Genomic DNA, 22,406 nt, shown 5'->3' on the forward strand with positions numbered 1-22,406 from the left:
TTTTTTAGGGCTCAAATCCAGCCTGGCTCACATAAACATGATTCTCCGGAAAAATTTCAATAAATCGGTTATACACTTTTTTAATTACGTGTGATCCATACCATTCTTCTAAACCAAGTTGGTCATATTTCTTCTCAATACCAAGCTTTTTTGTGCGTTTTCCACCTCTGCCATCGCCCATGAAGTAATCATCTATACATACCCGGTCGACGAATGGTTTCAATTTCACAGGAAAATATTCCCCACACGGTAAGAGAGGGGCTATTGCAACTTGAGTCGGTATTCCCGTAGCTGCTAATTTTTCCAATGTCTTAAAGCGCGCCTGGATTGGGGGGGCCTTTGGAGTAAAATGTTTTCTTATCATTTCCGAGTCTGTCTCAATGGTCATACTTACTCGAACTTTATCTTTTAATTGCTTCAGCAAATCAATATCTCGACTTACAAGCGGGCTTCTGGTCTGTACTAAAAGAAAGTCAGGGGGATCTTCTACCATAACTTCTAGTAAAGAGCGCGTCACTTTTTCCTTATGCTCTATTGGTTGATACGGATCTGTGCTTGATGACATAAAAATGGTTACTTTCCCTTTTTCTTTGGCACGACGAAGCTCCTTTTTTAATAAATTCGCTGCTCCGTTTTTTACATCGACCCAATTTCCCCATTCCCTTTCTCGAAAAAGAGATACAGGCATTTCTCGTACATAACAATAGGAACACCCAAATGAACAGCCTGTATAAGGATTTAGTGAATGAGTATATCCAGCAAGAAAGCCCGTCCCTTTATTCAGGATGGTTTTCGGACTTTTATAAAATAACTCACTTTTCATGATCGAACCTCCATTCATTGTACAGGAATCATTACTCATTGTTAGGTGAAGATCGTTTTTCCAGATCCAGGAGCAGTGTCTTCATTATTAATCCGCCCCTATATCCCGTTAATGATCCATTCTTTCCTATTACACGATGGCACGGTACAGCAATTAATGCCGGATTAGCCCCTATAGCAGCACCTACAGCACGAACAGCTGCTGGATTATTGATATCATTTGCAATGTCAGAATAGGTTTTCGTCTGTCCATAAGGAATTTCGCAAAGTGCATTCCAGACTGCTAGCTGAAATTGAGTCCCTACGTACTCAAATGGAACAGTAAAGGTTTTCCGCTTCCCTTCTAAATACTGAGTAATTTCTTCGACATAAGGTTCAAGCTTTTCATCATCTTCAACAAGAGGGCTTCCTGGAAAGCGATTGTTAGCCCATTCGAACAATTCCTCAAATGGGTTGTTCTGTGAACCTACAAACACAAGCCCCTTTGAAGTTGAAGCAATATAAAAATTCCAATCCTTACACTTTAGTAAGGACCAATAAAGGGTTGGTTTACTCTTTATTTCCATTGTACTTTTCCTCCATTTTCTTATTAGATAAAGCAATAAAATAAGGGGTTTTATCCATACCTATACATATAGCGATATCTTCAATCGATTCTAGCGTTACTGTATTAAATAATTTACTTATCCCACTCGCAATTCAGGATGATTTGTATTAGTAGGCTTGCAACATTTCCAGTGCATAGGCAGAGAGTTTGTTCTTGGGTTGGAAAAATGCATACTTTTTGGAACGAAACGCTAGATTCTTACAGCAAAGCCCTGTCGACTTTACAGCCTAGAAAATTTGATTATTTTACGCTTCATCATTATTTATAATGGCTTGCCATTTTTCATCTGTTACCTTACACTATACTCCCTTTAAATTCCAAATGTACAATTTTTGGTATGGAATAGCAAGATAGTGAAGTTCAATTATTATTTAGAATCATGAAAAATGATTCCAAGACCGTATCGTTCTCCAGTAGTAACCGTGCTTACTCCGTGGCGAATGGTAGTTTTGTAATATCCTTTTTTACCTAAAACAGGTCTATGGTTAGTAGGAAAAATCAGCGCACTGCCTTGGTCTAACGTAATGACATGTCCCCTGCTCTGAGCACGAGGAATTTGTTCCACTAATAGAGATTCTCCACCGCAATAGTCTTTATCTCGCTGATTTAAGACAAATACTACTTGAAACGGGAAAAAAATGTCGCCATATAAATCTTGATGCAAACAATTAAACCCGCCGGTTTCATACTTTAATATTAAAGGTGTCGGTCTCGTTTGTTCATATTCTTCACAGGTGTTCAAAAAATCTTGAAGATGATCTGGATACTGTTCCGTTTTCTTTAAATAACCCAACCATCGATTGGCTGTTTTGGCCAATTCTAAATAAAAGGACTCTCTTAAACTTTGGATGATTTCAGGTAATGGATAAGAAAAATATTTGTACTCCCCATTCCCAAAGCGATACCTCGTCATATTGATTGTTGTTCTGTATGACTCTTCCTCACAATACAATTCTATGAAAAATTCACATTCCTCTTTTGTTAACATGGCTGGCAGCTTTGCAAACCCTTGCTTATCTAATTCATTCTGAATTGAATTCCAATTTAATCTTTCGACACGTGCTTTTATATCTTGGATCATTTTCCCACTCCTCCTTATCATTCTTGATAACTAACACTATAACCTCATAAATAGAAAAAATTAAGATGTTTAGAATGTAATAGCAAGATAACAAAATCAATAAAATTATTAGGTGATAAAGTAAAATTTCATTCCGTGTGCATTTTCAATTCTGAAAATCTTATTAGAGAATGAAAAAGTGACATGACATAAAATCAATAATGTTATGGTCATTACATCACCAAAGAAAATTTAACATAAATAGTAACTAGAATAGAGAGCAATTTGCACTTCTCCTGTCAACACTACAAGTAATTGTCGAAGAGATTCTTCCACTCCATAAATAAAAGCCCGGAGACTTTTTGTCATCCGAGCTTCGTCTGTTCATCTAATTGTGTAAATGGTTGTTAAAGTAGTTCCAATTACTACGATATTTTGGAGTATATATTGAATTTTTGTACGCGAAAACAGAGCCAGTTAAGGTTCTCACGCTTTTTTAGTAGCCTTTTTCCTTTAGCTTTTCTAGCATATCGGTCGTCATACTTTGTAGGTCAAATTGTGCTTTGAATCCCCATTCCGCTGTAGCACAGCTAGCATCAATTGAATCCGGCCAGCTTTCAGCAATCGCTTGACGAGCAGGGTCAACCTTGTAGCGTAAGTCAAACTGAGGAATATGCTTTTTAATCTCTGCTCCGACATCCTCTGGAGCAACGCTCATTGCCGTCACGTTAAAGCAATTGCGATGAATTAACGTTGAAGCATCGGCTTCCAATAATTGAACAATCGCATTAAGGGCATCAGGCATATACATCATATCCATGTAGGTTCCTTCAGCAATAAATGATTCATACGTCCCCTTTTTAAGCGCTTCGTAATAGATCTCAACAGCATAATCGGTTGTTCCACCACCAGGTGGTGCTTCGTACGAGATGAGTCCTGGGAAGCGTAAACCGCGAGTCTCTACGCCGAACTTTTGGTAATAATAATCGCAGAGCAATTCGCCTGAAACTTTATTGACTCCATACATAGTCGTTGGTCGTTGAATCGTGTCTTGCGGTGTAGCGTTTTTTGGTGTGCTTGGTCCAAATGCCCCGATAGAGCTAGGGGTAAAAAATTGACAGTTTAATTCACGAGCTACTTCTAATGCATTAACTAATCCACCCATGTTTAAATTCCAGGCTAATAACGGCTTTTCTTCAGCTGTTGCCGATAACAGTGCTGCTAAGTGGATGATTGTGTCTACCTCATACTTGCTAGCAAGTTCGTGCATATTCGCCCCGTCTGTTACGTCTAAAAGCTCAAACGGACCGCCTTTTACAACATCATGGTCAATTTCTCGAATATCTGTCGCAATGACGTTATCCACCCCATATCCTTGCCGAAGTTTTGCGACAAGCTCTGTTCCTATTTGTCCAAGCGCGCCGGTTACAAGTATCTTCTTCACGTTTTCTCCTCCTGTTATCCCTGTTGTTATGCAAGAATGCCTAGTTCTTTTCCGACCTTTTCATAAATAGAGATTGCCTGATCAAGCATGTCCTTCGTATGAGCAGCTGTTGGCATGTTTCGAACACGTCCTGTTCCCTTCGGTACGGTTGGGAAGACAATTGATTTCGCATATACTCCTTCTTCATTTAACCGTTGGCTAAATGTTTGCGTTAACTTCTCATCACCAATGATACAAGGAGTAATCGGCGTTTCACTAACACCAATATCAAACCCTAACGCTTTTAAACCCGCTTTTAAGTAATTTCCATTTTCCCACAGCCTATCATGAAGTTCGGTAGATTCCATTAGTAGTTCAATTGCTCGTGTACATGCCACAACATCCGCAGGCGTTAAGGCCGTTGAGAATAGGAACGGGCGGGAACGTACCTTTAACCAATCAATTAAGTCGCTTTTACCTGCTACGTATCCACCGACAACACCGATTGCTTTAGATAGAGTACCTATTTGGAAATCGACTTTATCTGATAATCCAAAATGTTTAACAGTTCCTGCACCTTTCCCTAATACACCTGAGCCATGTGCGTCATCAACATATGTAATTAAATCAAATTCTTCTGCAATTTCTACAATTTCTGGAAGCTTTGCAATATCCCCATCCATCGAGAATACACCATCCGTGATGACCATTAATTTATTATATAAACCAGACTCTTTTGCCTCCTTCGCCTTTTTACGAAGATCTTCCATGTCAGAGTGATTAAAACGAATGATTTTTGCTTTTGAAAGACGGCATCCATCGATAATCGATGCATGATTTAGTTCATCTGAAAGAATGGCGTCATGCTTATCCATTACAGCAGAAATGGCTGCCATATTACAATTAAACCCTGACTGGTACGCAATTGCCGCTTCTGTCCCTTTAAATGTAGCAATCGTTTCTTCTAACTTTAAGTGAACGTCCATTGTGCCATTAATCGTTCGAACCGCACCAGCACCTACGCCATATTGATCGATCGCTTGTTTCCCCACTTCTTTTAAACGCGAATCTGTCGCAAGACCAAGGTAGTTGTTAGAAGAAAGGTTAATGAGTTCTCGACCACCAATTTTAATTATCGGGCCATTTGGTCCTTCAACCGGGTCAATGATGTTGTATAATCCTTTATCCTTTAAATCTGCAAGATTTTCTCCTAAAAAACTTGTAAGCGCTTTACTCACCGTTCCATCTCCTCCATTTTTTAAAAATTCATTGTCCTATTAAACACAACTGTCCACACTGAAAGAACAGTATATTACCTTCACACCTTAATTTTAATGGTATTACATATATGATTATTTTACCATGTTTATATATGGCGAACAAAAGAAATCCTATTAATATCCTTATTATCTTTTCTTTAACGATTCTTATTCTGAAATACGATTGTAATAAACCTGTCATAAAAAGTTTGTGAAAAAATGAGCATTTTAATTTATAATATACATATCATGACAAAAGGAAAAAGGTGATTATATGTCTTTATTACAAATACTAACAGCTTCTACTCCCATTTTAGCTGTCTTTATCTTTTTAGTAATTTTAAAATTACCGGCGACAAAAGCCATGCCAATTAGCTTACTCATGACTGCGCTATTAGCCTTTTTTGTTTGGAAAGTTCCATTCATTCAAATTACTGCTGCGACATTTGAGGGTCTTTTGATTGCCATTTCAATTTTATGGATTGTATTCGGAGCGATTCTTCTTCTAAACACATTAACAAATAGCGGTGCACTCGATTCCATTCGTAATGGGTTTTCGACCATTTCAACTGATCGACGTGTTCAAGTAATCATTATTGCATGGTTGTTTGGCTCCTTTATTGAAGGAGCTGCGGGTTTTGGAACACCAGCAGCCATTGGGGCCCCACTTTTAGTAGCGTTAGGCTTTCCACCATTAGCTGCCGTCTCCCTTGCATTAATTGCCGATAGCTCATCTGTTTCGTTCGGGGCAGTCGGGACTCCAGTCATTGTTGGAGTAGATCAAGGTCTGAGAGAAGGGGCATCAGTTGCACAAGGTGTTCAAAACGTCCTTGGTGATGGGACACTAGGAGAGTATTTACAAGGTGTGGCAAGTACTGCCGTCTTAATGGATATCTTTATTGGTACTTTTATTCCACTTATTTTGGTTGGAATGCTTACTCGTTTTTTTGGTGATAACCGCTCATGGAAAGAAGGTTTTTCTCTCTGGAAATTTGCCATTTTTGCTGGGCTGAGCTTTACCTTACCTGCGTTTTTAGTTGCTACCTTGCTAGGGCCAGAATTTCCTTCAATTATTGGTGGACTGGTTGGATTAGCCATCGTTGTTCCTGCTGCAAAAAAAGGCTTCCTATTACCAGCAGAAACGTGGGACTTCCCAGAATCATCAATGAAGAAAAACGAAGCGGCATCTTCCCAATCGAAAAATATGCCATTGCTACTGGCATGGGCTCCTTATTTACTGGTAGCCTTATTCCTTGTACTTACTCGATTAGAAATATTGCCATTAAAAGACTGGCTCCGTTCTGTTAAAGTAGGTTGGAGTAATATTTTAGGAACGAATATTAGTACATCCTTTGAGCCTTTTTATTTACCAGGCACGATCTTTTTAGTCGTCGTCTTGATTACTATCTTCCTCCATAAAATGAATGGAGCACGTGTAAAAGAAACCTTTTCTACATCTGTAAAGACGATGGTGGGAAGCGCAATCGCTCTTGGTACCGCTGTTCCAATGGTACGTATTTTTATTAACTCAAGCATTAATGGGGCTGACTTAATGAGTATGCCAATGGAACTTGCTTCCCTTGTTGCTGGACTAGTCGGGAATGGCTGGCCATTTGTGGCTCCTCTTATCGGTTCGCTAGGATCATTTATTTCGGGAAGTGCGACCTTTAGTAATATGATGTTTTCTTTATTCCAATTTAGTGTGGCTGACCAAATTGCTGTCGATCAACAAATCGTGCTTTCCTTACAAGTACTTGGAGCGAATGCCGGAAATATGGTATGTGTCTTAAATGTTGTAGCAGCTGCTTCTGTCGTTGGCATGGTAGGAAAAGAAGGGACAATTATTCGAATGACTCTCGGACCTATGCTCTATTATGTGGCTCTTTCTGGTATTATAGGTTCGTTAATTCTCTTTGTCTTTTAACGCTTTCAGCGAATTTTCACAATGACTACAATTCGTCGTCACTCAATAAACCGAAAATATTATAAATGCCATTAGGAAGGACTTGGTTATCAAGTGCCTTCGATAAATAATTAGGGGCAAAGTTAAAAACACATTAGAATTCATTTACGAATTCTAATGTGTTTCATTTGTTATTAGAGTATATCTGTTCTAGTTTAAGCATTTCGTTTGGCTTTAATATACTTTAAGCCCTCTCGTTTACTTAATGACGCAAGCGGCTCTGCTTCGATAAAGTTTATGACAAGGTCCGGATTTGTTTTAGAATACTCCCTTAGTGCCCAACCAATCGCTTTTTGAAGAAAAAACTCATTCGATTCTTTATGGAGACGGATAAACTTAAATAAAATTTCTGCATCTGTGCTTTCTTTAAATTTCAACTGAAAAAGAATGGCTGTACGATTTAACCACATATTATCGCTTGTCACCCATTCCTCTAAAATCTTCTGACTTCCTTCCATATCTCTTTTTCCAATCTCTCCAGTTATTGAACTAGCCAAATGGTCAACAGTATCCCACCAGGACTTTGTCGTTACTAAGGTCTCTATCCACGGTAATTGTTTTACTGTTAATTTCTTTTTATTCTTTTCTAACAAGGAAAGCCCTACATACTGAAATTCTCTCTCTGGTTCATTCCATAGCACTTCTATAATCGAATTTAGTTGATGAAACGTCGGCTTTCCATGTTCCTGAAAAAAACGACGAAGCAAAAGAGTTCTTTCAGGTGTTTTAATGCCAAGAAAGGGAAATTGGTTTCTCATGTATCGTTCCATCATCTTAGCCTGTTCTACTTGACGATGTTGACGAAAGAAACCAATTAATGCTTCAGTATAACTCATCATCGCGTCCTCCTTCTTTGTGGATAACCTCATTATACCGAGCTACATCGATCAATAGTCCACAAATAGAAACTTATCCCCATACTTTATACACAAATCCCCAATAACGATGGAGAGAATCAATTAACTTTATTACCCCTTGTGGAAAACTATTTTCCTAACCACGACATCCTTTCACCGTTCATGAACAGTGTAGAGTCTCTTAATTTCTCCAATAAGATAGCAACGTCAAAAATATTGCAAATGCCATTATTCTTTCTTCATTGCTCATTTCGTCTGAAATTGTCACGATTGGAAGATTCAGCTCTTTGAATTTGTTCGAATAGTCCCTTGGCATCCAACCACATTGTATTCTGGCCTGTTCAGCGCCACCTTCATTCTTTATTCTTGCACCCTGCACCATTCCCATTTGCTCTACCCACAATATTTCCACACCATTTTGATCAATAATTCGTCCCTTTTTTTGCTTCATTGTCTGAACTAAAGGTTCTTCATACATCCCTATTTTCTCGCCACTTTTGTTTAGAATATCAACTTTTGCTTTAAGACCCGCTTTTTTTACATACTTTCCTACCACATTTTGTTTTTGGTCAACCAACTCATACTTAATTGGCAGAAAGGCGAAGAAGCTCCCTGGAATCATCCATTTCCACCACTGCTTTTTGGCATCACGAATTTCTCCAATCGCATGACCGTCAGATTGAAAAAGGCTAATTTTCATGTTTGGTGAAGGAAGGTATTTACAAATAAAATGGTCTCGTGTAAGGAGGAGTTCATCCTCTAAATTAGGGGCTTGATTCTCCACCGTTACGTTATTATATCGGTTCCTTTGAATAAATGAAATCGCTATTAGGACCAAGCTTACGCTTCCCATTTCAATCAGTAGAAGCCAGTCTAATCCAAACCATATAGAAGAAACAGCATACACACCTACAATTCCCATCAACACAATCCCTACTATAAAACTAATTCGAGCAGCGTTTTTATAATATGTTCGAACGTCCATTCTTTAAACCTCCTATTCACTACATTCATAGCAATCTCATAATTTGTATGTATTCTTTTTATTGTTACAAATTTAAAGTATAGTAAAATACCAACCTTCTAATAAAAGATTAGCCTTTCTTTCTTAACCATTTTTGTTGTTACAGCAAAAAAAATATACCTTAGGCATAAATCAAGTCCTTCTTTCTGCTAAAAAAATCTCTTTCCCATTATGAGTGGGAAAGAGATTTTGCATTCATTTTCGCTAAGCATAGGTATAACATTTTTTTGCATTGAGGTAATGATACGTCCACGACTGCTCCTAAGCATAAAGCAATAAATAAGGTCCCAATCCCAATTGGACCTCCAAGTAACCAACCAAGTAAAAAGACCATGATTTCCATTCCGTTTCGAACCCATTTGACACTCCAGCCCGTTTTTTCTACAAGCAGAAGCATTAAGCTATCTCTAGGGCCTGCACCAAAATCAGCTGAAACATATAAACCAATTCCATATCCTAAAATCACGACACCCATAACATAAATCGCCATTTGTCCAAGCATCGTATTGACATCTGGTAGTAGATACAAAAATAAATCAATAAAGACCCCAATTAAAAGCATGTTCAACCAAGCTCCCGTTTTTGGCAGCTCTTTCGTAATCAAAGCGGTCATCATTAATATTAACAACCCTACAATAATAGACCAAGTACCTACCGTTAGGCCCATTTGCAAATATAATCCATAATGAAGGACGTCCCAAGGACCAATTCCGAACATTTTCCCTTTAATAGTTAACGAGATTCCCAATGCTAATACTAGTAACCCACCGATAAAAAACAACCAACGTACTAGCTGCTCCTTGCTCATATACTCACTTCCTACTCCCGTAATCAATCATAACCTCCTCACTGTATCACACGTTCCTAAAAGAAAAAATTTCACTATCCAGATTGATTTTGTAGGATTTAAGGACGCTATTCAAAAATATAACCGCTCCATTTTAATGGAACGGTTATTTTTCATAACACTCGTTTAGTGTTGAAATGATTATATAGGTGAGTCCGCTAATAACCTTTACTTTAACTTAAAATTTGCCAGTGCGTCAGCTAAGGCAGAATTCACCGGTTCGCTCTTTTGCTGATTCTTCATATATTTATTCACGTCACGTTTTGTCGCCTTCGTGTTCTTTCCATTATTCTTTCGCTCTTGAAATGTAGACAATTTCTCTCGATGACCACAAGAACAAACAAAAATCTGACCTTGACCTTCCCCTTTAAGCTCAAGTTTTTTACGACAATTAGGACAGCGAGCATTTGTCGACCTCGATACGGTTTTACGATGTCCACAATCACGATCTTGACAAACGAGCATTTTGCTCGTTTTCCCTTTCACTTCTAATAAAAATTTGCCACAATCAGGACATTTTGTCCCAGAAATATTATCATGTTTAAATTTTTTATTACTATTCTTAATTTCTGCAACGGATTGTTTCGTATACTCCTTAATTTCAGCTAAAAAGGCATGTTTACTTAGCTTTCCTTGTGAAATGGCCTCAAGCTTTTGTTCCCATTCTGCCGTTAACGTTGGTGAAGTAAGGTCAGATGGAGCTAATTCCAGTAGCTGCTTACCTTTTTTAGTCACATTTAGCGCTTTTCCATTCTTTTCAATCAAAAAGGATTTAAATAGTTTTTCAATGATATCTGCACGAGTCGCAACCGTTCCTAATCCACCTGTTTTGCCAAGTGTGTCCTTTAAAGATTTCTTTTCATTCGCCATAAATTTCACTGGATTTTCCATCGCAGTTAAAATGGTTCCTTCGTTAAACGGCTCCGGAGGTTGAGTTTGACCTTCTGTAACGTTCACAGAAGTGACTGGGAGAAGTGCTCCCTTCTGAAGTCCCGCTTCCTTGGACATTTTATTATTGTCCAATTCTTCTCCGTAGATCATTTTCCATCCCATGTTCATTACTCGATCTTCCGTTGATACAAACCGTTCATTCCCAACATTCGCTTCGACCCTTAAACGTTCATATTGATACGGGGGTAGAAAAATGGCTAAGAATCGCTTCACAATTAAATCATAAATTTTTCTTTCTTTATCTGTTAGCTTTGGCAAAAAAGCAGTTTGTTCGGTTGGAATAATAGCATGATGATCCGTGACCTTTTCATTATTCACAAACGATTTTCCTAGCTTAACATCTGCATTTATTCTACTAGTAATCGGACGATATTCTTTAATGGAGCATGCTTTAATTCGATCCTTTAAGGTCGCTACGAGATCTGAAGATAAATATTTAGAATCGGTACGTGGGTATGTGACTAGCTTATGTTGTTCATATAATCGTTGCAATATTGATAAGGTTTCTTTCGCTGAGTAACCAAATAGTTTGTATCCATCACGTTGTAGTTCTGTTAAATCATACAAACTAGGAGCACCCTTCTTCTTTACTTGCTTCGTTATATTTTCAATTTTCAACTGTTTATTTTTCACTTTTTCCACTAAATTATTTGAATCCTCTTTTTCAAATAAACGTGATTTCCCAGACTTCTTATCTTCCCATTGATACGTGAAATCAGCTGATTTCAGTTGTATACCGAAAAAGGTTTTCGGTTTGAAGGTTTTGATTTCTTCTTCTCGTGCTGCAATCATGGCAAGGGTCGGAGTTTGAACTCTTCCACAAGATAGCTGCGCATTATGCTTGACTGTTAAGGCTCTTGTTGCGTTCATACCTACAAACCAATCGGCTTCTGACCTTGCCACCGCAGAATGATATAAGTTCTCATAGGCTCTACCTGGTTTTAAATTATTGAAGCCTTGTTTAATCGCCTGATCGGTTACAGAGGAAATCCAAAGTCGTTTAATGGGTTTGTTCACTCTCGCCTTTTCAATGATCCAACGTGCTACAAGTTCTCCTTCCCTTCCAGCATCCGTCGCAATCACAATATCTTGAACATCCTTACGGTTTAATTGTGACTTTACAGTTTGGAACTGCTTTCCTGTTTTTTTTATAACAACATGCTTCAGCGTTCGCGGGAGCATTGGTAAGTCCTCTATTCTCCACGTTTTATATTTATCATCATAGCTTTCAGGGTCTGCTAATGTCACAAGATGACCTAATGCCCATGTAACGATGTAATTGGGACCTTCAAGAAAGCCATTTCCCCCTTGCTTACATCCAAGTACTCTTGCAATATCTCTCCCGACTGAAGGCTTTTCTGCTAATACAACTGTTTTAGGCATAATGATTTTGACTTCCTCTCTTATAAACTTACAATTATTCCACGCATACAACCATTTCTATGTAAGCATCCCACGCCTTTCGGACGCGGGATGCTTACATTTGTATTATCTTCTAGCAAAATCAACAAAACGAAACTTATCCATACGATGCCTTGATTCTGTATATTGAAATATATTGGCATGATCAAGATATACATTATTTTTTACAACAACCACATGATCGTATCCATCAATATCTAGAAATTCCTTATCAAACTGGTTACATTTTTCCACTACAATTTCCTTTTTCGCAAAGCTTATGTCTAAACCAAGCTCTCCTTCAAGGTACTCGTATATCGACCCTTGACAAATCTCTTTCGTGAGCAAAGGAACATACCGCTTTAAAAAATAATCAATATCTAAAATGATCGCTTCATTTTCAATTTTTCTAGATCGTACTACTTTCCAAACCTTCTCATCTTTTCCAACACTTAATTGTCCTTGAAGAAATTCATCAGGTTTAATTAAGGAGAGCTCATGGACAACTGTATCGGTGTCCTTATTCATTTTACTGGCAATCTCCTTAAAGCTCACTAAGCCGGAAATGGGAAAATCAAACTTCTGAATGTCCAGCACAATGGAACCTTTACGATGAATTTTTTGAATATATCCGTGCTGCGAGAGAAGGTTCAAAGCTTTTCTGACAGTTTCCCTTGACGTTTCATAGTGAGCAACAAGCTCGTGTTCTGAAGGCAGTTTTGTTTTGGGTAGATAAATACCTGTTTTTATTTTTTCAACAATCTCTTCATAAATTAGTTTATATTTATTTTGTTTCATACGTATCACCTTTTTTTATTATAACATCTTATAACATCTGTTATAAGCTTTCGGCTGCTATGGTCATACGTACGTTTTTTCGAACGCAAAAAAACCACCTCCAATAAGGAAGTGGTTTTCACTTTCATTATAAAGCCAGTATTACTTTTTCAAATAATAGACGATTGATTCATACGGACGTAAATTTATTTCATAAGGATCTGCTTGTGAATCTTGATAATTTGATAGCACTATTTCTTTCTTATACCCTTCTATGTTTACCTCTCTTGGTAGCTTGAACAATGTCTCTTTTCCATAAAAATTATTTACAACTAAAAGCATTTCCTCTTTTTCTTCTCTTATATAAGAAAATACTTCTGAGTGATTGGCGGCTAACTGTTTGAAAGAACCCGTTGTAATAATCTCATATTTTTTTCGAAGAGCAATTAATGCTTGATAATGATAAAAAATAGAATCTGGATCCTCTAGTGCGTTCTCAACATTCACTTTCTCATAATCTTCCCCAACGCCAATCCAAGGTTCCCCTTGTGTAAATCCTGCATTCCTTGTACTATTCCATTGAACTGGAGTACGAGAATTATCTCGTGATTTCTCTTTTAAAATACTTATGATTTTTTCATCTGGCATTCCTTTTCCTTTAAAATGTTCGTACATATTAAGAGATTCAACATCTCGGTACTCTTCAATATAAGAGAATTTAGGGTTGGCCATTCCAATTTCTTCACCTTGATAAATATAAGGTGTCCCTTGCATCATATGAATCGTAGTCGCTAACATTTTTGCGGACTCTTTACGATACACCCCATCATTTCCAAACCGTGAAACAATACGTGGCTGGTCATGATTACACCAGAATAGGGCATTCCAACCCCCACCCCTATTCATTTCTACTTGCCATGTAGACAAAATATTTTTCAAACGTAAAAAATCAAAGTCTGCTACTGCCCACTTTTCACCATTAGGGTAATCTACTTTTAAATGGTGAAAATTAAATGTCATGCTCAACTCTTCATTTTCAGGTTTTGTGTACTCAATGCAATGCTCAATCGTTGTTGACGACATTTCCCCAACCGTCATAGCATTATACTTTGAAAAAACATTCTTGTTCATTTCATGCATAAATTCATGGACCCTTGGACCGTCTGTATAAAATCTCCGGCCATCACCAGGTGGAGCAAATCCATCATCATCTGGAAATTCTTGATGTTTGGATATTAGATTAATCACATCTAATCGAAAACCATCTACGCCTTTTTCAAACCAATAGGTCATCATTTCGTATAGCTTTTTTCTTACTCTTTCATTTTCCCAATTTAAATCCGCCTGTGTTTTGTCGAAAAGGTGAAGGTAAAATTGCTCGGTTTCATCATCGTACTCCCACGCACTTCCACCAAATTTTGATTTCCAGTTAGACGGATTACGACCTTCTACAGGATCTTTCCATATATAAAAATCACGATAAGGATGATCTATTGATAGGCGAGATTTCTTAAACCACTCATGCTCAGTTGACGTATGGTTCACAACGATATCCATGATGATTCTTATTTGCACTTTATGCGCTTCTTGTACTAAATATTCAAAGTCTTCCATTGAACCAAACTCTTCATGGATTGCATAGTAATCACTAATGTCATATCCGTTATCTCGTTGAGGAGACTGATAAATTGGCGTCAACCAAATAACCTCCACACCTAGCTTTTGTAAATAACTAAGTTTCTCTACAATCCCCTTTAAATCACCTACACCATTCCCAGACGTATCATAGAAGCTCTTAGGATATATTTGGTAAACGACCGACTTTTTCCACCAAGGCTGTTCCATACTTTCACCACCATGTAAACTGTTCAATTTTACTTATTCTTGTTTTTCTTTGTTTTTGCAATTAATAACGTTACGACAAACGGGACAATCAGCACGATAGCCATTCCGATAAAGAATACTCCCCACTTCTCATTGAAAATAGAGAGGAATCCCGGTAACCCTCCTACACCAATTGAGAAAGCCTGCACTTGATTAATTGTAATGAATAGGCCTGCTATCGCAGATCCTACGATAGCAGCAATAAAAGGATATTTATATCGCAAATTCACTCCAAACATAGCTGGTTCTGTTATCCCTAAAAAGGCTGATACTGATGATGTAAAGGACAAGCCCTTTAATTTTTCATCTCTCGTCGCAAACATCATGGCAAGAGCAGCAGACCCTTGAGCTATGTTAGATAGTGCTAGCATTGGCCATAAGAAGGTACCTCCAGTACTACCAATTAACTGAATATCAACAGCCAAGAAAGTATGATGCATCCCTGTAATAACTAAAACACCATATAAACCACCGTAAACTAATCCACCAATCGCAGGAACAACATCAAAAATAGCAACTAATCCGTCTGTTAAGGCGTTTGCAATTACAAACGTAATTGGCCCTATAGCTAAAAAGGAAATAAAACCAGTAATCAGCAATGCAAGTGGTGCGACTAAAAGTAATTGAAGGGAATCAGGAATTCGCTTTCTCAAGAACAATTCAATTTTCACCAGAACCCAGGATGCAATAAGGATTGGGAGAACTTGACCTTGATACCCTATTTTCTGTATTTCTAATCCAAAGATATTCCATATTGGAACCCCATTATCTTGTACAGCAGATGAATAGGCCCACGCATTTAATAAATCAGGATGAACAAGCATTAGACCAAGAACCATACCTAAAAGTTCACTGCCACCAAACTTCTTCGCTGCAGACCAACCTATTAAACCTGGTAAGAAGACAAAAGCAGTGTTGGCTATAAGATTAATTATTCCCGCGAAGTCTTTCCACTGTGGGTATACTTCTACGAGTGATTGATTATCAAAGAAAATACCAGGACCTGTTAAAATATTGTTAATTCCCATTAATAGTCCCGCCGTTACAATCGCAGGTAAAATCGGAATAAAGATGTCCGCCAAGGCTTTTACTGCTCGTTGTAATGGATTTAAATTCTTTTCCGTTTCATTTTTTACATCTTGTTTAGATGATCGCCCTATTCCGGTTTGTTCAACTAGCTCATTATAGACTTTGTCTACCGTTCCCTGTCCAACCACTACTTGAAACTGACCATTTGTTGAAAAGGACCCCTTCACAAGGTCAATGCTTTCGAGAACCTCTTTATTTACCTCATTCTCATCCTTTAATGCAAATCTCAACCGTGTTACACAATGGGTAGCAGCCACAATATTTTCTCTTCCACCTATTGCTGAGACAATGTCTTGAACTTGCTTCGAATATTGACTCATTTTTTTCCTCCTCTAATAATTATTTTATCCCTTTACGTAATCGCTTACATTTATACAAAATGTTTACGATTACATATCCTTCAATAAAAATATTAGTACAGTTTCATCTTGTATATACAAGATTAGTTTACACTCACATTATATCTTGTATATACAAGATATTCAACAAAAAAAAGATTGGAATGTTTCACCAATCCTTTGTATTATTGCGTCCTTTAATTGCGTATAAAAAAGAAGTGATTGTCACTCTATCACTTCATTGTCTAGCATATTCTCTTCCATCATCACTTGCTCAAAAGCTTTGACGACATCAGGGTCATAAAGCTGACCAGCCATTTCTTTAATCTCATTTATTGCGTACTCTTTGGAAAACGCAGTCCGATATGCACGGTCATCTGTCATTGCATCAAAAGAATCTGCCACCGCTATGATTTTTGCCTCAATTTTAGTTTGATCCCCTTTTAAACCGAAGGGATATCCACTGCCATTCACTCGTTCATGATGTTGTTCAATAATTGAACTAATATCTTCATAATAAGTTGCTCGCACCATTTCAGCACCATCAATGGTATGCTTTTTGATGATGTCAAACTCTTCATCTGTTAGTTTACTTGGTTTATTGAGAATTTCTTCTGGAATATTTATTTTACCAATATCGTGAAGACCAGCTGCTAGGAATAAATTATGTAATTTACTTTTATTCATTCCAATCTTCCGCCCGATTTTCATACTCAGATTTTGTACCCTTCTACTGTGGTTCCAAGTATATCGATCTTTTTTCTCTACTCTTGCACAAATATCTATTAATTGTTGAATTTCTTTACTAATTTGGTGAAATAGGGGTTCATTAGTGATCCAAAGTAATGTAAGGGTTTTCTTCACTTTAAAAATAAAAGAGTCCTCTAATCCTCGAGCAGTGAAGTAATCATTTCTTCCAAGAATTTGCTTGTCTCCATTTAGATCATATTCAATTTCACCATCGATGATATAAAAGAATTCCATTGTTGTATTATCTTCGGCAGGATACAAATAAAATCCCATGCCTTCATCAATTTCTTGAAGCATGATTTCTAAATGATCTTGGCGAGCAAGCAATGCCAAATTTCCAGTTTCCTGAAGCAATTTTTCTAATGGATACGTTTTTTTATTAATTTGTAACCCCTTCATTTAATGATCCCCCCTTTTCTTCAGAGGTTTAGTGCCTTTTAACCTAATTATATACTATTGTTAAATATAAAAAAAGTGCCTTATTTCAGACACTTTTAAAGTATATTAAGCAATGTCAATAATCTTAATTGGATCCACTAAAACTTCCCTGTCACCTATTTTTACTAAAATGTATTCACATTCCGCTTCGATTCCATCTTTTGAAGCCTCTGCAATTTCAGCTAATGTCATTTCTTCGGCAACTTGCTGTAGTGTAGTAATTAAGGTTTCTAATTCTGCGTTGTATGTAGCCGTTAATCGTTCTGACTCCTCATCGTTCGCTAAGGCAAGATTATCTACGTATTCTTTATAAAGCTTGTCGCCTTCTTCTACTGCTGCATTAATAATGTCTTGAATATCCTTGTTTGTCTCAAAAATTTCTTTCAATGCTTGTGCTTGATCTTCGTTGGAGGTTTCTGCGAACGTCATTGAACTAATTCCCAGTGTTAACAGTAACAGAGTAAAAAGTGCTACTATTTTCTTCAATTTTATTCCTCCTTATTATAAAAAAGTTAACGGAATCCATGTATTAAACCATTTGATCCGACTTTCTCATAAAATACTATACTAAAATTCACTGAATAAATCTAGTTAATTATTGAATTTTATCAAAAATATGTAACTTTTATTTTCAAAATCCCTATTAATGATAGATAGAAAAAGAGCCCCTACAGGAGCCCTTCTCACTTACAACAAACTCTTAACGATGATCTACTTTTTTCGCTTGACCTCTTACCGGCCAGCTCTCTACCCCTTTTAATCCTTCAATATCATCCGCATAGAAGACAGGGTCTAGTCCTGCTTTTCTTTGCTGCATATAATTATCCAATGCTTTAAAGGCAATTGGGGCTAAAATCCCGATTGCAATTAAGTTGGTTAATGCCATCAATGCCATTGCTAGATCCGCTAGTCCCCAAACGATATCTAGTTGCATTACTGCTCCAAATACAATCATTCCAAGAGCTAGTACACGATATACAAAAAGTGCACCTTTACTTTCACTAATAAATGGTAGATTCGCTTCACCATAATAATAGCTTCCAATAATAGAACTAAATGCAAATGTGAAGATAGCTACGGCCAAGAACATACCTGCCCAAGAACTAAAATGATCACTCATTGCCGCTTGTGCAATTTCAATTCCTGCCATATCACCTGAAAGCCCCGCACTATAAGTACTTGACATTAAAATAATAAATGCCGTTGCAGAACATACAAGTAATGTATCAAAAAATACACCTAAAGCTTGAATAAATCCTTGCTTAACTGGGTGAGAAACCGTCGCAGTTGCAGCCGCGTTTGGCGCACTACCCATACCAGCTTCATTGGAGAATAAACCACGCTTTACTCCGTTCATAATAGCTGCACCAATTCCCCCACCAACAACTTGTTCAACACCAAACGCACTCTTCACGATTAAAGCAAATACGTCTGGAATTAATGATAGGTTTGTTAACATAACATATAAAGCTAAAATAATATAGAACAATGCCATAAATGGAACAATTATAGAAGAGAATGTTGCAATACGCTTTACGCCACCAAAGATAACGATGGCTGTTAAAACCGTAATCACTCCTCCTACGACCCACACATTTAAATCAAAAGAATTATTAAAGGCTGATGCAATTGTATTACTTTGCACCGCATTAAACGTTAAACCGAATGATAAAATAACGGTAACGGCGAAAATAGCACTCATCCAACGTTTTCCTAGCTGCTTCTCCATATAATAGCCAGGTCCACCTTTAAAGCCTACTTTATCTTTTACCTTATAAATCTGAGCTAATGTACTTTCAACAAAAGCACTTGCTCCCCCTAAAATGGCCACGACCCACATCCAAAAAATAGCATCTGGACCACCTAAAGCAATGGCGATCGAAACTCCAGCTAAGTTTCCTGTTCCGATACGTGTACCTGCTCCTATAAAGAATGCTTGTAACGACGAAATTTGGTCTTTTTTATCTGTTGACTGAACATTTTTATCACCTAATAGGCGAAACATTTCGCCAATATGACGAATTTGTACAAATTTTGAGCCAATTGTGAAGTATAATCCTAAACCTAGCAATAAGGCAATTAGTATATAACCCCAAAGTATCCCATTAGCTTCCCCAATCATGCTGTTAATAAAATCTGTTACTTCCTTAAAATCCATAAGTACCCCCTGCTGAACTATTTGTATTACATTATCTGAAAATTTCGTTTAATAGTCAAGATATTTTTTAAAAATTTTGTCATTTGATGTCTTCCTTTTTATAGAAATAAACGCTAAAATTCACCAAATAAAGGGAAATTGCTAGCTGTTTTGACATAAAAAAATCCTTTATTTAGGATATACAGCCTTATTTCTGCATATATCCAAAATAAAGGACCTTTGATCCTTAATTGGCGATTATGATTTAGAAGAAAATCATGACAATCTATATTCAGCGTATTCAATACTATTCTTGTAATAACTAAAATGATAAACCGGCTCACTATTCCGTATTTGCAAAGTTTTCTTTTTTCTCATCAGTAAAGCTAGATAACTATGTATAGCTATTCCTTAATTAACTCGCCAAATTCTTTATAGGACCTTACTTAAAAAAGATTTCGTTCGGTCATGTTTTGGATCTGTAAATAATTCAGATGGCACATTCTCTTCAACAATATACCCACCATCCATAAATAAGACCCGATCTCCTACCTCGCGGGCAAATCCCATTTCATGGGTAACAACGACCATCGTCATTCCTTCCTTCGCTAGTTGTTTCATTACCTCTAGCACTTCTCCTACCATTTCTGGATCTAGTGCAGACGTCGGTTCGTCAAAAAGCATAATTTCTGGCTCCATCGCTAATGCGCGTGCAATAGCCACACGTTGCTTTTGGCCACCTGATAATGATTGGGGGTACACATCCGCCTTCTCCTCTAACCCTACTTTTTTCAAAAGAGTTAGCCCCTTTTCTCGCGCTTCTTCCTTCGACAATCCTCGCACTTTCACAGGGGATAGCATAATGTTTTCAATGACAGATTTATGGGGAAATAAATTAAATTGCTGAAAAACCATCCCTACTTCTGCTCTAATTTGATTAATATCTGTTGTTTTATCAGTTAAATCTTGATCCTTAATATACACATTTCCATCTGTTATCGTTTCTAATAGATTGAGGCACCGCAAAAAAGTAGATTTCCCCGAGCCTGAAGGTCCGATTACAACAACAACCTCTTGTGGCTCGATTTCTACATTAATATCTTTTAAAACTTCTAGTTTCCCAAATGATTTTTTTAGCTTTTTCACCTTAATCATTCTGTATTCAATCTCCTCTCCATATAGTTCAATAAGTACGTCAATGATAGAGTTAGAATAAGGTATATGATTGCTACAGATAAGTAAGGCTCCCACACACGGTAATACTGTCCTGCTGCTGCTCTTCCCCAATACATAAGCTCAGGGGCAGCGATAACAGCTCCCAACGATGATTCTTTGATCAATACGACAAATTCATTTCCTAAAGGAGGCAGCATTCGTTTAAATGCTTGTGGTAAAATGATATGTCGCATTGCTTGGTAATGGTTCATTCCTAGTGACCGTGCGGCTTCCATTTGTCCCTTATCAATCGATTGAATCCCCGCTCTAAATATTTCAGCTATATAGGCAGCTGCATTTAATGAAAGGGCAACTAACAACGAAATAATCGTACTACTATCTGATAAAAGCATCGGCATCACACCGAAGTGAATTAATAATATTTGGACAAATAGTGGCGTTCCTCTGAAAAAATTAATATACCAGATGAACGGAAGTCTAATGAGTAGTTTCGTTGACATTCTCCCAATGCCCATTAGCAAACCGAAAAAGGTTCCAATCAAGATCCCTCCAACGGAAACACCAATAGTTGCGACCGTTCCTTCTAATAAAAATGGAAGGTATTCGACTACAATATCCCATCTAAACATAGTTAAGCTCCTTATTGACTGGATTAAATTAACTTATACACCATTTCCGTTTATTTATTGTACTTTGAAAAATTGCGTAACGAGATTTCGTTACGCAATGCTCAACCTACTATTCTCCATGCTCCAGTAATATATCTGTGTTAGCTTCTTTTCCAAACCACTCTTCGTATATGTCATTGTATTTCCCACTTTCAATGACCTCTTTTACTGCTGCACTGATATCATCTTTATATTCGCTTCCTTTCGGAAACATCAGGCCATATAACTCCGATTCAAAGTTTTCTGGGTCCTCTAATGTGAGAAAGTTTTTATCTGGATTATTTTTCATATACTCATTAACAACCGTATTGTCCGTTACAACTGCATCTACATCACCTTGATCCAAAGCCATAATCGCTAAAACATTATTTTCGTATTTAGAGATATCTGAGCTATTTTCCCCTAGTATCTTTTCCGCGGCCTCTTGTCCAGTTGTTCCATTTTGAACACCTACTTTTAACCCTTTTAAGTCCTGAGCACTTTGTATATCAATCTCCTCATTAAACATGATCATATGAGTTGATTCAAAATACGGATTAGAGAAATCATATGTCTCCTTCCGTTCATCGTTAATTGTAATAGCCGATATACCTAAGTCATACTTTTTTCCTGATTGCACTTCTACTAGCAACGGATCCTAGCCAGTATTTTCTATCTCATATTCATACCCGGCTTCTTCCATTACTGCCTTTAAAATATCAACGTCAAACCCTACTATTTCTCCCTTATCCATGTATTCAAATGGAGCATATGCCGCATCAGTAGCTACTTTTAGTACCTTTTTATCCCCACTACTAGTCGTATCCGATCCACACGCTGCTAAAAAAACAAATGTAGAAATGATTAAAAGAGCACGTACACTTTTCATCCACTGTTTATTCATAAAGTTCTCCTTATTTTGATTTTTCTGACTATTAAAATTATACATAATATTA

The 22,406-nt window shown here is 37.3% G+C and carries 18 protein-coding genes and 2 pseudogenes; 1 reads left to right on the forward strand and 19 read right to left on the reverse strand.

All coding sequences use genetic code 11. The features are described 5' to 3' along the window. Positions 1 to 4: 4 nt before the first annotated feature. The 6 genes and pseudogenes from WAK64_RS14595 to WAK64_RS14620 form a co-directional block, all read right to left on the reverse strand. Positions 5 to 823 carry an SPL family radical SAM protein gene (locus tag WAK64_RS14595; protein WP_336587731.1) on the reverse strand — a complete coding sequence of 273 codons (819 nt, stop codon included), beginning with the start codon at positions 821 to 823 and terminating at the stop codon, positions 5 to 7. A gap of 31 nt (positions 824 to 854) precedes the next feature. Next, positions 855 to 1,388: a methylated-DNA--[protein]-cysteine S-methyltransferase gene (gene adaB / locus WAK64_RS14600; protein WP_336587732.1), complete on the reverse strand. Its 534-nt coding sequence runs from the start codon at positions 1,386 to 1,388 to the stop codon at positions 855 to 857. A 182-nt stretch (positions 1,389 to 1,570) separates the two neighbouring features. Next, positions 1,571 to 1,722: pseudogene (locus WAK64_RS22565) on the reverse strand (Ada metal-binding domain-containing protein); the annotation flags it as partial. 74 nt (positions 1,723 to 1,796) lie between these two features. Continuing rightward, positions 1,797 to 2,510 (reverse strand): 2OG-Fe(II) oxygenase, encoded by a 714-nt coding sequence (locus WAK64_RS14610; RefSeq protein WP_336587733.1) that lies wholly within the window; start codon positions 2,508 to 2,510, stop codon positions 1,797 to 1,799. Between the two features lie 475 nt (positions 2,511 to 2,985). Next, positions 2,986 to 3,933, reverse strand: coding sequence for an L-threonine 3-dehydrogenase (locus tag WAK64_RS14615; protein WP_336587734.1), 948 nt, complete (start codon positions 3,931 to 3,933; stop codon positions 2,986 to 2,988). Positions 3,934 to 3,959: 26 nt separating this feature from the next. Then, complete coding sequence (locus tag WAK64_RS14620; protein WP_336587735.1) at positions 3,960 to 5,150, reverse strand: glycine C-acetyltransferase; 1,191 nt, start codon at positions 5,148 to 5,150, stop codon at positions 3,960 to 3,962. 295 nt (positions 5,151 to 5,445) lie between these two features. Here WAK64_RS14620 and WAK64_RS14625 point away from each other — a divergent pair, with 295 nt between their 5' ends. After that, positions 5,446 to 7,095 (forward strand): L-lactate permease, encoded by a 1,650-nt coding sequence (locus tag WAK64_RS14625; RefSeq protein ID WP_336587736.1) that lies wholly within the window; start codon positions 5,446 to 5,448, stop codon positions 7,093 to 7,095. Between the two features lie 194 nt (positions 7,096 to 7,289). Here WAK64_RS14625 and WAK64_RS14630 read toward each other — a convergent pair whose 3' ends face one another. The 13 genes and pseudogenes from WAK64_RS14630 to WAK64_RS14690 form a co-directional block, all read right to left on the reverse strand. Continuing rightward, entirely contained in the window at positions 7,290 to 7,973 is a 684-nt protein-coding gene (locus WAK64_RS14630; protein WP_336587737.1) for a DNA alkylation repair protein, read from the reverse strand. Positions 7,974 to 8,172: 199 nt separating this feature from the next. Then, the gene (locus tag WAK64_RS14635) at positions 8,173 to 8,976 is read right to left on the reverse strand and encodes a hypothetical protein (RefSeq protein WP_336587738.1); all 804 of its coding nucleotides are present in this window, start codon (positions 8,974 to 8,976) and stop codon (positions 8,173 to 8,175) included. A gap of 208 nt (positions 8,977 to 9,184) precedes the next feature. Continuing rightward, a complete protein-coding gene (locus WAK64_RS14640; RefSeq protein ID WP_336587852.1) occupies positions 9,185 to 9,823 on the reverse strand; it encodes a YczE/YyaS/YitT family protein in 639 nt (212 codons plus the stop codon). 207 nt (positions 9,824 to 10,030) lie between these two features. Beyond that, positions 10,031 to 12,196, reverse strand: a complete 2,166-nt coding sequence (locus tag WAK64_RS14645) for a DNA topoisomerase III (RefSeq protein WP_336587739.1) — start codon at positions 12,194 to 12,196, stop codon at positions 10,031 to 10,033. A gap of 105 nt (positions 12,197 to 12,301) precedes the next feature. Next, entirely contained in the window at positions 12,302 to 13,012 is a 711-nt protein-coding gene (gene treR / locus WAK64_RS14650) for a trehalose operon repressor (protein WP_336587740.1), read from the reverse strand. Between the two features lie 141 nt (positions 13,013 to 13,153). Continuing rightward, on the reverse strand, positions 13,154 to 14,836 hold the full coding sequence (treC, locus tag WAK64_RS14655; protein ID WP_336587741.1) for an alpha,alpha-phosphotrehalase: 1,683 nt from the start codon (positions 14,834 to 14,836) through the stop codon (positions 13,154 to 13,156). Between the two features lie 29 nt (positions 14,837 to 14,865). After that, positions 14,866 to 16,284, reverse strand: a complete 1,419-nt coding sequence (gene treP, locus WAK64_RS14660) for a PTS system trehalose-specific EIIBC component (protein WP_336587742.1) — start codon at positions 16,282 to 16,284, stop codon at positions 14,866 to 14,868. A gap of 243 nt (positions 16,285 to 16,527) precedes the next feature. Continuing rightward, positions 16,528 to 17,451 carry an HD domain-containing phosphohydrolase gene (locus tag WAK64_RS14665; RefSeq protein ID WP_336587743.1) on the reverse strand — a complete coding sequence of 308 codons (924 nt, stop codon included), beginning with the start codon at positions 17,449 to 17,451 and terminating at the stop codon, positions 16,528 to 16,530. 105 nt (positions 17,452 to 17,556) lie between these two features. Then, positions 17,557 to 17,976, reverse strand: coding sequence for a hypothetical protein (locus WAK64_RS14670; protein WP_336587744.1), 420 nt, complete (start codon positions 17,974 to 17,976; stop codon positions 17,557 to 17,559). A gap of 214 nt (positions 17,977 to 18,190) precedes the next feature. Beyond that, complete coding sequence (locus WAK64_RS14675; RefSeq protein WP_336587745.1) at positions 18,191 to 19,648, reverse strand: alanine/glycine:cation symporter family protein; 1,458 nt, start codon at positions 19,646 to 19,648, stop codon at positions 18,191 to 18,193. A 411-nt stretch (positions 19,649 to 20,059) separates the two neighbouring features. Continuing rightward, entirely contained in the window at positions 20,060 to 20,782 is a 723-nt protein-coding gene (locus tag WAK64_RS14680) for an amino acid ABC transporter ATP-binding protein (protein ID WP_336587746.1), read from the reverse strand. Further along, positions 20,779 to 21,432, reverse strand: coding sequence for an amino acid ABC transporter permease (locus WAK64_RS14685; RefSeq protein ID WP_336587747.1), 654 nt, complete (start codon positions 21,430 to 21,432; stop codon positions 20,779 to 20,781). The genes WAK64_RS14680 and WAK64_RS14685 overlap by 4 nt, the downstream gene beginning before the upstream one ends. 109 nt (positions 21,433 to 21,541) lie before the next feature. Then, positions 21,542 to 22,339, reverse strand: a pseudogene (locus tag WAK64_RS14690) (basic amino acid ABC transporter substrate-binding protein). Positions 22,340 to 22,406: the final 67 nt, after the last annotated feature.

The organism is Bacillus spongiae (genome assembly GCF_037120725.1).
Classification (GTDB): Bacteria; Bacillota; Bacilli; order Bacillales; family Bacillaceae_K; genus Bacillus_CI; species Bacillus_CI spongiae.